General features: G+C 68.7%; 12 protein-coding genes. 5 read left to right on the forward strand and 7 right to left on the reverse strand.

The window, feature by feature from the left end:
* Positions 1–261: 261 nt before the first annotated feature.
* Both BIV24_RS28225 and BIV24_RS28230 read right to left on the reverse strand, forming a co-directional pair.
* Positions 262–1,593 carry a radical SAM protein gene (locus BIV24_RS28225; RefSeq protein ID WP_071369300.1) on the reverse strand — a complete coding sequence of 444 codons (1,332 nt, stop codon included), beginning with the start codon at positions 1,591–1,593 and terminating at the stop codon, positions 262–264.
* Between the two features lie 58 nt (positions 1,594–1,651).
* The gene (locus BIV24_RS28230; RefSeq protein ID WP_071369301.1) at positions 1,652–2,326 is read right to left on the reverse strand and encodes a pyridoxamine 5'-phosphate oxidase family protein; all 675 of its coding nucleotides are present in this window, start codon (positions 2,324–2,326) and stop codon (positions 1,652–1,654) included.
* Positions 2,327–2,607: 281 nt separating this feature from the next.
* On the opposite strand from BIV24_RS28230, the gene BIV24_RS28235 reads away from it, so the two are divergent.
* Positions 2,608–5,466, forward strand: a complete 2,859-nt coding sequence (locus tag BIV24_RS28235) for a glycoside hydrolase family 2 TIM barrel-domain containing protein (RefSeq protein WP_071369309.1) — start codon at positions 2,608–2,610, stop codon at positions 5,464–5,466.
* A 360-nt stretch (positions 5,467–5,826) separates the two neighbouring features.
* Here the strand turns inward: BIV24_RS28235 and BIV24_RS28240 are convergent, their stop codons facing one another.
* On the reverse strand, positions 5,827–6,594 hold the full coding sequence (locus BIV24_RS28240; RefSeq protein WP_071369302.1) for a GNAT family N-acetyltransferase: 768 nt from the start codon (positions 6,592–6,594) through the stop codon (positions 5,827–5,829).
* 225 nt (positions 6,595–6,819) lie between these two features.
* On the opposite strand from BIV24_RS28240, the gene BIV24_RS28245 reads away from it, so the two are divergent.
* Positions 6,820–7,038 (forward strand): alpha/beta fold hydrolase, encoded by a 219-nt coding sequence (locus tag BIV24_RS28245; protein WP_071369303.1) that lies wholly within the window; start codon positions 6,820–6,822, stop codon positions 7,036–7,038.
* A gap of 362 nt (positions 7,039–7,400) precedes the next feature.
* On the opposite strand, the gene BIV24_RS28250 is transcribed toward BIV24_RS28245, so the two are convergent.
* Positions 7,401–7,832 (reverse strand): hypothetical protein, encoded by a 432-nt coding sequence (locus BIV24_RS28250; protein ID WP_071369304.1) that lies wholly within the window; start codon positions 7,830–7,832, stop codon positions 7,401–7,403.
* Between the two features lie 47 nt (positions 7,833–7,879).
* Entirely contained in the window at positions 7,880–8,722 is an 843-nt protein-coding gene (locus BIV24_RS28255; RefSeq protein ID WP_071369305.1) for an SDR family oxidoreductase, read from the reverse strand.
* Between the two features lie 138 nt (positions 8,723–8,860).
* Here BIV24_RS28255 and BIV24_RS28260 point away from each other — a divergent pair, with 138 nt between their 5' ends.
* From BIV24_RS28260 to BIV24_RS34640, 3 genes are all read left to right on the forward strand, one after another.
* Positions 8,861–9,340: a MarR family winged helix-turn-helix transcriptional regulator gene (locus BIV24_RS28260; RefSeq protein ID WP_071369306.1), complete on the forward strand. Its 480-nt coding sequence runs from the start codon at positions 8,861–8,863 to the stop codon at positions 9,338–9,340.
* Between the two features lie 481 nt (positions 9,341–9,821).
* Positions 9,822–10,628, forward strand: a complete 807-nt coding sequence (locus BIV24_RS28265) for a YwqG family protein (protein ID WP_071369307.1) — start codon at positions 9,822–9,824, stop codon at positions 10,626–10,628.
* A 14-nt stretch (positions 10,629–10,642) separates the two neighbouring features.
* Positions 10,643–10,795, forward strand: coding sequence for a hypothetical protein (locus BIV24_RS34640; RefSeq protein WP_177198847.1), 153 nt, complete (start codon positions 10,643–10,645; stop codon positions 10,793–10,795).
* Between the two features lie 449 nt (positions 10,796–11,244).
* Here the strand turns inward: BIV24_RS34640 and BIV24_RS28270 are convergent, their stop codons facing one another.
* Complete coding sequence (locus tag BIV24_RS28270) at positions 11,245–11,631, reverse strand: VOC family protein (RefSeq protein ID WP_071369308.1); 387 nt, start codon at positions 11,629–11,631, stop codon at positions 11,245–11,247.
* A 140-nt stretch (positions 11,632–11,771) separates the two neighbouring features.
* A partial coding sequence (locus BIV24_RS28275; RefSeq protein WP_079168592.1) for an RNA-guided endonuclease TnpB family protein occupies positions 11,772–12,227 on the reverse strand: 456 nt, incomplete at its 5' end.

Genomic DNA, 12,227 nt, shown 5'->3' on the forward strand with positions numbered 1-12,227 from the left:
CGGAGCCACCTGTCCTGCGGCGCCGTGCGGCATGGGGGTCCCCCCTGCTCGAGCGAAGCCGAGAGCATGGGGGAGTGCGTGCCGGGCGTCGGGGCGCAGCCAGGGAACTCAGAACAGGCCCTCAGGCCGGTCGTCAGGGCCCTTGTCCCGCCGCCGCAGCGAGCACGGAGGAATCCGGGGCGAAGGCCATCGACCAGACGGTGCTGTCATGGCCGGGGAGGCCTAGCCGATGTGCCGGCGGGCGGCGGGACCGTTGCCTTGTCACACGTCCGACGGCGCCCCGGCGTCCTCCTTGGCGGGGAGGCTGTCCATGAACGAGCTGACGGAGAACACCGCGCGCCCGGGCCCGGGCGGACCGTAGCCGGGAGGCGAGGAGAGCCCGAAATCGTCCATCGTGGCGCGGTAGGCCTCCAGCAGGCGGATGTGGTACTCCAGCGGCGCGCCCTGCGGGTTGGCCTTGCCGAGCGGGGTCGTCGGCTCCGGACACCAGGTGGTGAAGCGGGGCGTGATGCCCTGCGACATGAAGAAGCGCAGTCCCTCGGTGGTCGAGGCGATCGCCTCGTCGACCGTGGTGAAGCCGAAGGGCTCGGCCATCTCCACGCCCGCCACGAAGTTGGGGATCACGTTGCGCGCCCCGAAGACGTCCGCCGAGTCCAGGATGCGCCGGTGCCACTCGTCACGGCCGACGTACCGCTCCTTGCCGGGGCAGTACAGCTCGAACAGGCGCCGGTCCCACACCTCGAAGTTGGGGTGGTAGATCTGCACCCCGTAGTCCTTGAACCGCTGTACGTCGTCCTTCGGCAGGGCCTGTGCGACGACCTTGCCGATCCACCGTCCGGGGAAGCGCTCCTCGATGGCCTTGGCATAGTGCCCGTAGAAGTCCGCCTCGTCGCGGCCGGCGACCTTGGAGGTGATCGCGCCGCCGGTGAGTGTGTAGGCGGTGGAGGCCTTCTGGGTGTCGTACCGGTCGATGATCTCCAGTGCCTCGAGGATCTCCTCGACGTCCTTCACACCGGTGTAGGGCCGCCCGGCCGCCTTGTGCTGGCGCCAGTTGTGGTTGATGTCGCAGTACTGGCACTCCTCCTTGGCACCGAAGTACTGGCAGACGCGGAAGACAGTGAGGTAGATCAGATAGCCCCACTGAATGGTCGGGGCCACCTCCATCACGGACTTCCCGTTGGACAGGGTGTGCCGGTAGTACTCGGGCATGGGCGGGACGCCGACGTCCGCGATCCGTCGGCCGTCGAGGTAGAGCCCGAGCATTCCCTCCTCGTCGGCGGCCACCCGGTAGGGCGAGGACGGGTTGACGCGTACCGAGACGACGGTCCGCCGCAGGTCGTACGGGCCGCCCGTGAGGATGATCTCCTCGGGCGGGCGCCGCAGCGCCGCCTCACCCAGTTCGGGCAGGGTGCCATGGTCGAAGGAAAAGATGAAGTACGACTTCGGCTTGACCTCGCCGCTCTCGTTGTCACTGAGCGCGGAGGCGTCGAAAGCCACACCCCCGCGCAGCAGGTCCTCTTTGAAGACGGCTTCCCGCGGTACGTGCGGGAACCGCTCCATCAGATCCTCGACCAGTGCGGTGCGCCTGCCCATCCCGTATCTCCTCCCGGCTCAGGCGTTCAACACCTCACGGTATGCCCCTGCCCGCGCGTCAGCCGTGCCGGGTCCCTTCGCGTCGCGCGATGTGTGCCGGTACGGGGATGTCCGGCGGCAGCAGCGGGTCGGGCTCGGGGGCGCCCCAGGTGGCGGTGAGCGGCAGGGTTCCGGCCCAGACACCCAGGTCGGCGTCAGGTCCGTCGCCGTCGTCGGGGGCGCCCGTACGGATCTTGACCGAGGCCTCTTCGAGGGAGAGGGCGAGCAGGGTCGTGGCGGCGAGTTCCTTCCGGTTCGGCTGCCGGGCGTACGACCACTGCCCCGGCGTCGCGTGCTCGGTGAGCCGGCGAAGGCCCTCCAGCTTCTCGTCGGGGTCGGTGACCTTGCGGACGGTGCCGTGGATGACCGCGCTGCGGTAGTTCACACCGTGCTCGAACACCGACCGCGCGAGGACGAGGCCGTCGACCTGCGTGACGGTGACGCACACCGGTGTTCCGCCCGCCATGCTCCGGCTGGCCACCGAGCCGTGCACGTACAGCACTCGCTCGTCCCGCCCGTACACCGTGGGCACCACCAGGGGCCGTCCTTCGACGATCACGCCGAGGTGGCAGACGAATCCCGCGTCGAGGATGGCGTCGAGATCGGCCCGCCGGAAGCTGCCCTGCTCACGCAGGCGACGGTGCCGGGTGAGTTCGGTCTGCGGGAGGACGGAGGAGTGCGAGGGCTGTGACATGAACCGGACGCTACCGATTTCGCGTCATCCTGGCTACGGACATACGAAAGCAGTTGATTACAGAAGGTCATTCGACTGTATTCGCATCATTCGCCCGTCATCACGACGGCGGCTCTCCCGGTCGTCGGTCTCGTCCGCGTCCGACCGGTGCGCCTTGGCCCAGGAGGCGGTGCGCGCAAGTCCGGGCGCACCCTTGCGGACTGCGTGCAGGATGGTCCCTGATCCAGTGCGCCAGGGTGCCCGCCACCGACACGCCGATCTCGCCCAGGAGACCGATGCCGATGTCCATCCGCACCGCTACCGACTACATCGAAGATGTCGCACCGGGCAGCGGGGTCCTGCCGCCGCGCGCCTGGTACGCGTCCTCGGACGCGGCGTCCCTCTCGCTGAACGGCAGGTGGCGCTTCAGGCTGTCCGCGACGGCCGATGCCGAGGACGACTCGTTCGCCGAACCCGGATTCGACGCGGGAAACTGGGCGGAGGTCCCGGTCCCCGGCCACTGGGTCCTCCAGGGCCACGGCTCCCCCGTCTACACCAACGTTCACTACCCCTTCCCGGTCGACCCCCCGCGGGTGCCGACCGAGAACCCGACCGGTGACCATCTGCGCGTCTTCGACCTGCCGGAGGACTGGCCGCCGGACGACGCAGCGGTCCTCCGCTTCGACGGTGTCGAGTCCTGCGCCCGGGTCTGGCTGAACGGCACGGACCTCGGCGAGTTCAAGGGCTCGCGGCTGCCGCACGAGTTCGCGGTCGGGCACCTGCTCAGGCCGGCCGGCAATGTGCTCGCGGTCCGGGTCCACCAGTGGTCGGCGGGCTCCTACCTGGAGGACCAGGACCAGTGGTGGCTGCCGGGCATCTTCCGGGACGTCACCTTGTTGCACCGCCCCGCGGGCGGCGTCCTCGACTTCTTCGTGCACGCCTCCTACGACCACGTCAGGGGCGAGGGCACGCTGAAGGTCGACTCGGACGTGGAGGGCCGGGTCACCGTACCCGCGCTCGGCGTCGATGTCTCCACCGGCGAGCCCGTGACCGTGCCCGTCGAACCGTGGACCGCGGAGACCCCGACGCTGTACGACGGCGTGCTGGCCACCGAGGGTGAACGCGTGCCGCTCAGGATCGGCTTCCGTACGGTCGCCCTCGAGGACGGCCTGATCAAGGTCAATGGGAAGCCGCTCCTCCTCAAGGGCGTCAACCGCCATGAATGGCACCCGGAGAAGGGCCGCGCCCTCGACTCGGAGACCATGCGCGAGGACGTGCTGCTGATGAAGCGGCACAACATCAACGCAGTGCGTACCTCGCACTACCCGCCGCACCCGGCCTTCCTCGGCCTGTGCGACGAGCTGGGCCTGTGGGTCGTCGACGAGTGCGACCTGGAGACCCACGGCTTCGTCGAACAGGCCTGGCGCGACAACCCGGTCGACGACGACCGCTGGACCCCGGCACTCCTGGACCGCGCCGCCCGCATGGTCGAACGGGACAAGAACCACCCCTCGGTGATCCTGTGGTCCCTCGGCAACGAGGCGGGCACCGGGCGGGGCCTGACGGCGATGGCCGAGTGGATCCACGGCCGGGACACCTCGCGGCTCGTGCACTACGAGGGCGACATCAACTGCCGTGACACGGACGTGTACTCACGGATGTACGCGTACCACGGCGAGGTCGAGCGGATCGGCCGGCGCCTGGACGGCGGCGACCACAAGCGTCGCGAACTTCCTTTCTTCCTCTGCGAGTACGGCCACGCCATGGGCAACGGCCCCGGCGGTATCGCCGACTACCAGCGGCTCTTCGAGACGCACGACCGGCTCCAGGGCGGCTTCATCTGGGAGTGGATCGACCACGGCATCAGGGACGAACGCTACGGCTTCGCCTACGGAGGCGACTTCGGCGAGGAGTTGCACGACGGGAACTTCGTCTGCGACGGACTGCTGTTCCCGGACCGGACACCGTCGCCCGGGCTCGTCGAGTACCAGAAGGTGATCGAGCCGGTCCGCTTCGAAAGCGACGGTGCGGACGGGACCGTGCGGGTCCGCAACATGTACGACTTCGTGGACCTGTCGGCGCTCGCCTTCGAATGGTCCTGCCAAGTCGACGGCGAGACATTGGAGTCGGGCCCGCTGTCGGTGCCGGTTCTCGCGCCCGGGGAGTCGGCCGTCGTGAAGCTGCCGCAGCCGCCGCCGGACGCGCGGGGCGGTGAGACGCAGTGGACGGTACGGGCGCTGCTGGCGGCCGACACGGCGTGGGGCGCCCAGGGACACACGGTGGCATGGGGCCAGTTCCGCGTCTGGGCACGGCCGGCCGTCCGGGTCGCTCCGAGCGCGGCCCCCGTGCCCGGCGACGGCCGGATCACTCTCGGCCCGGCCTCCTTCGATGCTCGCACAGGCGCGCTGAGGACCATCGGCGGAGTCGACGTGACCGGACTGCACCTGGACGTGTGGCGGGCTCCGACCGACAACGACATGGGCGCGGAGTGGCAGAGCGACGTCCGCTACGGCCAACTGTGGCGCGAGCTGGGCCTGCACCGCATGCGGCACCGCCTGGACGCGGTCGAGGCGGGTGACGACGCGCTGACCGTACGGACCCGGGTGGCGCCCGCGGCCCGGGAGATGGGCTTGGCCACGGTGTACCGGTGGACCTCCGACGGCACCCGGCTGAACCTGACGGTGTCCGTCGCACCCCGGGGCAACTGGACGGTGCCCCTGCCACGGCTCGGCATCCGCTTGGGCCTTCCCGGCTCGGTGAACCGCGTGCGCTGGTTCGGCGGCGGTCCCGGTGAGGCATACCCGGACACCACGTCGGCTTCTCTGCTGGGTCGTTGGGACTCCACGGTCGACGAACTGCAGACGCCGTACGTCCGCCCGCAGGAGAACGGCGCCCGCGCCGATGTCCGCTGGGCGGAGATCGGCGGCCTCAGGATCGAGGGCGACCCGGAGTTCTGGTTCAGCGCACGACGCTGGACGAACGAGCAACTGGACGCCGCCGCGCACCTCACCGACCTCACGCCCGGCGACACGGTGTGGGTCAACCTCGACCACGGCCAGCACGGCATCGGTTCGCAGTCGTGCGGTCCGGGGCCGCTGCCGCGGTACTTCCTGTGGGCCGCGCCCGCGGAGTTCTCCTTCGTCTTCTCGGAGACTGGTTGACGGTCGCCGTCATGAGGTCGTCCGCCCCCGGACCGGCACACGGGACGGACGAAACGATGCAATGCCCGCACTGGTCGGCGCCAGCACCACCGACTGGTCGGACTGGTCAATCGCGGCGCGGTAGCAGCCACCTTCCATTCCTGGGGCGGGCGCCGGTCCGGCACCGGCGCCCGCCCCTCACCCGTCAGAAGAGAACTGATATGGCGTCCGGCGGCGAGGACACCCGCGAAGTCGCGGACCACGGATACGATCCGCCGGGACCGGACGCGGAGCGAAAGCGGGGAACCAGTGTGCCCACAACCGTTCGGGGCACATGGCTGAGCACGAGCCCTGGCAACAGGACTCACTCCCGCTCAGTCCCTAGGAACCGTTGATGGTGTGTTCGGTGAACTGGCCGCAGGAGCGGAATCCCAGGCGACGGTAGACGGGCTCGCCGTCGGTGGACGCCTGCAGGACCGCGATGTGGTGGTTTCGGTCGCGGGCCGTGTGCAGTGCGGCGAGTGTGATGGCACCGCCGTAGCCGCGTCGGCGGTGGGCGGCCAGGGTGCAGATGTTGTAGATCCCGGCAACCCCCGCGTGATGAAACACTTCGGCCGAGCAGACCGGACGGCCGTCTACGTAGCCGACCAGGTAACGGGCCGGACAGTGGGCGGCCAGGGCCTGCGGGGCGGCCTGGGTGAAGAAGCGGCGGACGGTGTCAGCGGGCGGGGTCCAGTTCGCGGCGAGAACCGCGGCGTAGTCGGCGAGCTGTTCGGGCGTGACCACCGTCTGGATGTCCAGTCCTGGGGCGGCGGGCAGCGGCAGGGTGTCGTCCAGCTCGGCCCACATCGCCGTTTCGCGTTCGGAGGCCGGCAGACCAGCCGCCGTCAGGCGGGCGGTGAGGTCTGGTGGCCTTGAGGCGGGCCCCACCCACCAGGAGAAGCGGCGGCCGGTGCGAGCCAGTGTCCGGGCGGTCTCGGTGATACGTGCCTTAGCGGTGGTGACGGTGAAGCGGGCCGCGGCAACGATGTTGAAAGTGTCGTCGTCCAGGCCGCTGTCGGCGACTAGGAGGTCATCAGTCTCTGTAACGGTCGCACCACTCATGCTCCGGTGCAGGTGACAGGCATGTTCCGCCAGATTCTGCTCCATCCTGTCCGTCAAGTCGGCGTCATTGAGAAAATGGACATTCACAACGAATGATCCCAGCATGATCGGGCGCAGGTTGCACGTGATTTTGGATCACTCGCCGACGGTGTCACGTCGGCGGCAAGCACATTCGATACACGTCCTGGCACTCCGAGGCGACATCGGTGTCAGTGGGCAGTGGCAGGATGCTCGGGCCAGGCCACATCCCGAGACCAACAAGGATCCGTCATGCCCGGAAACACCTCCGTGACCATGAACTTCGTTGAGCAGGGAGCCGGTCTCCCCGTGCTGGCCCTGCACGGATGGACGCCCGACCACCGGTTGATGCTCGGCTGCCTGGAACCAGTCTTCGCGCAGCGAGACGGGTATCGCCGGCTGTACCCAGACCTCCCCGGGATGGGCAAGTCGCCCGCACCGCAGTCCATAGCGAGCTCCGACGCCGAGTAGCGTCGGTCTGCCAGCACGCAGGTGACCGCCCCCTTCGCAGCATCATCCGACTCGGCGGACCGCCGAGCAGTACCGGCGGTCGGCGACACCGAGCGTGCCGAGGTCGACGTGTCCGGTGCACGTGCCGTCCTCACCGACCGAGGCCCGACCGCACGCAAGGGTCACTCGTCTGCACCGTCGGGGGCGACGGCGAGAAGCCGTTCGCTGAAGCTGGGAACGGAAACAGGCGCGGCGCACCGCCGGCGTGAGCGGCGATGCCCACCAGGCGCGGCAGTCGCCCCGCGCCAAGGATGCGTGACCGACGGCCCACGTGCTCGCACCTGGTAGTCGAACTCGCCGCCACCGCAAGGCTTCTGTCCCGGTCAGCCGCGTTCTGCTCGGCTGTCGCCCGGCCCGCCCTCCACGTTGCGGGTCATCCGTTCCAGGACGGTAACGGCATTCCGGTACTCGTCGCGGGTAATGCCGACCAGCGACAACTCCCGGAAGGCAGCGACCTGTTCCACGGCTCCGGCGAGGCGGGCGCGGCCGATGTCAGTCAGGGCGAGGCGTCCGGGTGCAGGGCGGATCACCCAGCCGTCGGCGAGGAGCGTTTCGACGGCGGCGGTCAGGTCGGCGGCGTCGGCGTTGGCGGCCAGGACGGTCAACACCTCGGTGTCGGTGACCTCCGGGGTGCCCTTGACGACGTTGAGGGCCTGCCAAGCGAGGCGGGTGAGGCCAGACTCCGCCAGCAGGCTGTTCATCGCGGTGGTGAGGGCCTTGTCGGTGCGGTTGACCCAGTAGCCGATGGGCTTCATGGAAGTACTCCTGAACTGCCGGCGGTCGGAACGCGCGGCGGACGGGCTCAGTGCCGGGCGAAGGCGGTGGCGTTCTCGGCGGCCCACTGCCGGAAGGTGCGGGCAGGGCGGCCGAGCAGGGTCCAGGTGGTGTCGTGGACGGTGGCGGGGCCTTGCTCGGCGGCCTCCCAGTAGTTGAGCAGTGAGGCGACCAATGGCGCGGGCATGTGGCGGCCCAGCTGCTGCTCGGCCTCGGCCCGGGTGATCCGCTCGAATGGGATCTCCCGGCCGAGCGCGTCGGCGAGGACGGCGAGCTGCTCGCGGAAGGTGAGCGATTCGGCACCGGTCGGGACGACCGACCGGCCGGTGAGCGAGCCGCCGGTCAGGGCCTCGACGGCGATGTCGGCGATGTCCTCGGGATGGATGGGCGCGATGCTCGCGTCCGGGTAGGCGAGCTGGACCGGCAGCGAGCCGGCGATCGACCGGGCCCAGCCGAACGCGTTGCTGGCGAAGGCACCCGCGCGCAGGAACGTACAGGGGAGATCCGAGTCGGCGAGGGCACGCTCGACCTGGAGGTTGTGACTCGCGAGCGGGTCGTCGGCGGCGTCGGGGCCGAGGACGGAGGCCGAGGAGAGCAGGACAACGTGCTCGACGCCCGCGGTCTCGGCGGCCTTGACGAACTCGTGGATCCCGGCGGGCTGGGGATAAAGGAAGACCTGACGGACCCCGTGGAGTGCGGCGTCAAAGGTCTCGGGCCGGTCGAGGGCCAGCTCGGCGCCCTCGACACCCGCCGGCACGGTCAGCTCGGCGGGGTGGGCGCTGGCGGCGCGGACGGTGTGGCCTGCGGCGTGTAAGCGGCCGATGACGGCCTGGCCGACCTTGCCGCGGGCACCGGTGACGAGAGTGGTCATGGAACGGCTCCGTTCGGTGTGGTTGACAGATGGATCAGCACTCGGATCATTGCCGGACAACACATACATGCTCACGTGCATCTAATTGAGAGTCAACACATATATTCGACGGGTCATCCATGTCAGTACGATGCGGGCATGACGAAGCGCGAGCCGATGACTCAGGACGAACTACTGGACGCCGTGGGTCCGGCCTTCGGGAGGTTGCGGCGCTCCTCACTCCTGGAGGTCGAGAACCCGATCTCGCAAAAGGACCTCACCCGCACGCTGGTGCTCAGGATCGTCCAGGACGCCGAGTTCGAGGACGCCGACGAGGTCACCGTCGGCGCGGTAGCCCAGCACCTGGGTGTGGACCCGTCGGTTGCCAGCCGTATGGTCTCCGACTCCATCGCCGCCGGCTATCTGATCCGCGCCGCCTCCCAGCGCGACGGCCGCCGCACCGTCCTCCACCTCAGCACCCAGGGACGCGAGTTGATGGCCCGCTTTGCCCGCCATCAGCGTTCGGCCTTCGAGTCCGTCACCGCCGACTGGACCGCGCGCGACCGCCTCGAATTCGCCCGCCTCATGCTCAAGTACGTCGACTCCCAGGACGCGTTGCGCGACCGCCGCCCCCACTGAGCCGCCCCAGGATGTCCGGCCCGCCCTGAACTGCTCGACCAGACCGGGCAGTCGTCCGCCTACAGCTCGATCAATGGTCGATGGTGCCGCCCAGGAGGAGAAGGAGCGGGACCAGGAGGCTCAAGATGCCCATGAGGGTGAGTGCCGCAACGGTGATCAACAGGAGGATCACCGTGAGTGTCCACCCAACACGGCTACTGGTCTCGTGAAGCCTGCCTCGTACCGAGCCTTTGTCAGCCACTGAACCTCCTGCAGGACTCTACCGAGCGGTCGGCGTAACAACTTTGGCCGGGAGCTGCGTGGCGCAAGTGATCACGGCCCCGTACGCCGACCCGCCCAGGGCGCCGCGGTTATGTTGCGAGTCCCGTGCGGCAAGATCAAGAGGGTGTGATGAGGCGGCCGTTGCTGTATGGGGTTGTCAGTGGCAGGTACTAACGTGCCCGCAACGTCCCGTCGATCTTTGTACGCTCGAGGAGCCACGATGCCCGGAGACACACCCGAGCTGCCCGCGAAGGATCTGCACACCCTGATACCGGAGTACGCGGGCCTTGCCCGGGAAGCCACCCTCCTCGACCCGGAGCCCGGCGAACCCGGCGTGCGGGACAGTTCGCTGGGAGGCGAGCTGCTGTGGCCCGCGGACGAGCCGTGGCCGTACTGCGCGCAGGAAGACCACTGGACGTACGGGTCCGACTGGCGCAACGCCACCCCGATTGTCCCGGACGCGGTGCCGATGGTGCCGATCCTCCAACTGTTCGCCCGGGATGTGCCGGGGTTGGAGTTCCCGGAGGGCAAGGACCTGCTCCAGCTGGTGTGGTGCGCGCTGACGCATGAGCAGGATCCCGGGCCGGTGATGCCGCAGCTGTACTGGCGCAACGAGGCGGAGGTCGTGGCTGGAGGGCTGCTGCCCGAGATGCCCGGGGTGAGCGAGGGGGAGTACGACGAGGACCACATGCCGGTACCGTCCACGTTGTCCCCGACTACCGCAGAGGACTTTCCGAGGTGGCTCGATCTGCCCAAGGACATGTGGGGGACATGGGAACCTCGTTTCCGGTTGCCGACGGGTGGCTCCATGTGGCCACCCGACTCCAACATCATCGGGACGAAGGTCGGCGGCTGGCCCGCCTGGACGCAGCCTGCCAAATGGCCGGACTGCGAGGCCGGACACCGCATGGAGCACCTTCTGACCATCACCGGCGACATACAGTTGGGCGACTGCGGCGGCGTCTACTTCTTCCATTGCCGTCAGTGCCCCGGCCTCCCGTGGGACTGGCGCTTCGACTGCCACTGACAGTACGGATGGCGATGGAACAGCCGCGGATACACCTCGGCAACGATGATGCGCGGCTGGCACTGACCCGGACCGGTGAGGACAGTTGGCAGGTCACCGCGGATCAGTACTTCTGTCTGACAGCCGAATTCACCGCGGCCGTCAGCGTGGCGGAGTCCGTAGCGTGAACGTTCGGCCTCGCGGGCCGGGACCGGTAGGACACCGTGCCAGTCCGGGTCAGAGTGCAGCGGAAGGCGATTCGGTCGGCAATGGACGCGCAGCGCCGGGGCTCGCTGCAGATCGCTTCCCATCTGCGGACATGGTGTAGGGCGGCTGTCCGCCGGGGGGACAGCCGCAGGTGGTGACACATCTTCCGGATGTGTCACACCCAAGCCGGTACACCACCGCCGTGGACGCGGCCCCGAAGACCCGTTCCTCTCGCTACGCGAACCCGCCAGTTGATCATTCGTCACGCACGGCCAAGGCCGGCCCGCGGACCATGAGATTCGCCGTGATCCGGTTGGCGTGTCATCCCGTGAAGCCTCTGAGAAGGAACTGGGTACGACCCCGTCCGTCGAAGCAGGACAGGTCGGCCCTGAGCGGGCAGTCGATCGCACAGGGCGCCTGAGCGGACGTCTTACCTGCTGTGCACGATCTGGATCAGGTTCCCGCAGGTGTCGTCCAGAACTGCAGTGGTGACCGGGCCCATCTCCAGCGGCTCCTGGGTGAAGTGCACCCCGAGCGCGCGCAGCCGGTTGAACTCCGCTGGTACGTCGTCCACGGCGAAAGAGGCGGCCGGGATGCCGTCCTGGACCAGGGCCGTCTTGTACGGCTGCACCGCGGGATGCCCGGAGGGCTCGAGCAGCAGTTCGGTCCCGTCGGGAGCTTCCGGCGAGACCACGGTCAGCCACCGGTCCGTACCCACCGGGACGTCGTGCTTCTTCACGAAACCCAGCACGTCGGTGTAGAAGCGCAGGGCTTTGTCCTGGTCGTCGACGAAGACGCTGGTGAGGTGGATCTTCATGGGGTGCTCTCCGGTGCATCGGGCCTGAGTCATCGGGTCACGACGTGCTCAAGGGGGTCGTTGTGCAGGTCGTGGAATTTTTGACTTGCTCCTCGGGCTGAAGCCCGAGGATTCTGGCCGTCCCACGGGTTGCTGTGCCGCTACGCGGCACGGTTTCCGTGTGGGATTCCCTGGCTTCCTGTTTCTTCACGCTGTGCCAGAACGGGTTCTGGTCTTACCGGCGCTCCGCAGGCTGTCACCGCCAGTCCGGCGGCCGATTTCACGTTCTTCGCGGCATTGTGGTCCCGGTCGTGGACCGTGCCGCAGGCGGTGCACGTCCATCCCCGCACGTGCAGGGGTTTGGGGCCGTCGCGGTGGCCGCAGATGGAGCACACCTGGCTGGTGGGCTCGAACCGTCCGACCTTTACGAAGGTCCGCCCGTACCGCTTCGCCTTGTACTCCAACATGTTCACGAACTGGGACCAGCCCGCGTCGTGGACGCTCTTGGCCAGCCGGGTGCGCGCCAGACCGCCCACCGCCAGGTCCTCCACGGCGACCGCTTGGTTCTCGCAGATCAGCCGGGTGGAGAGCTGGTGGTGGAAGTCGCGGCGTGCGTC

The sequence above is a fragment of the Streptomyces colonosanans genome, assembly GCF_001866645.1.
Classification (GTDB): domain Bacteria; phylum Actinomycetota; class Actinomycetes; order Streptomycetales; family Streptomycetaceae; genus Streptomyces; species Streptomyces colonosanans.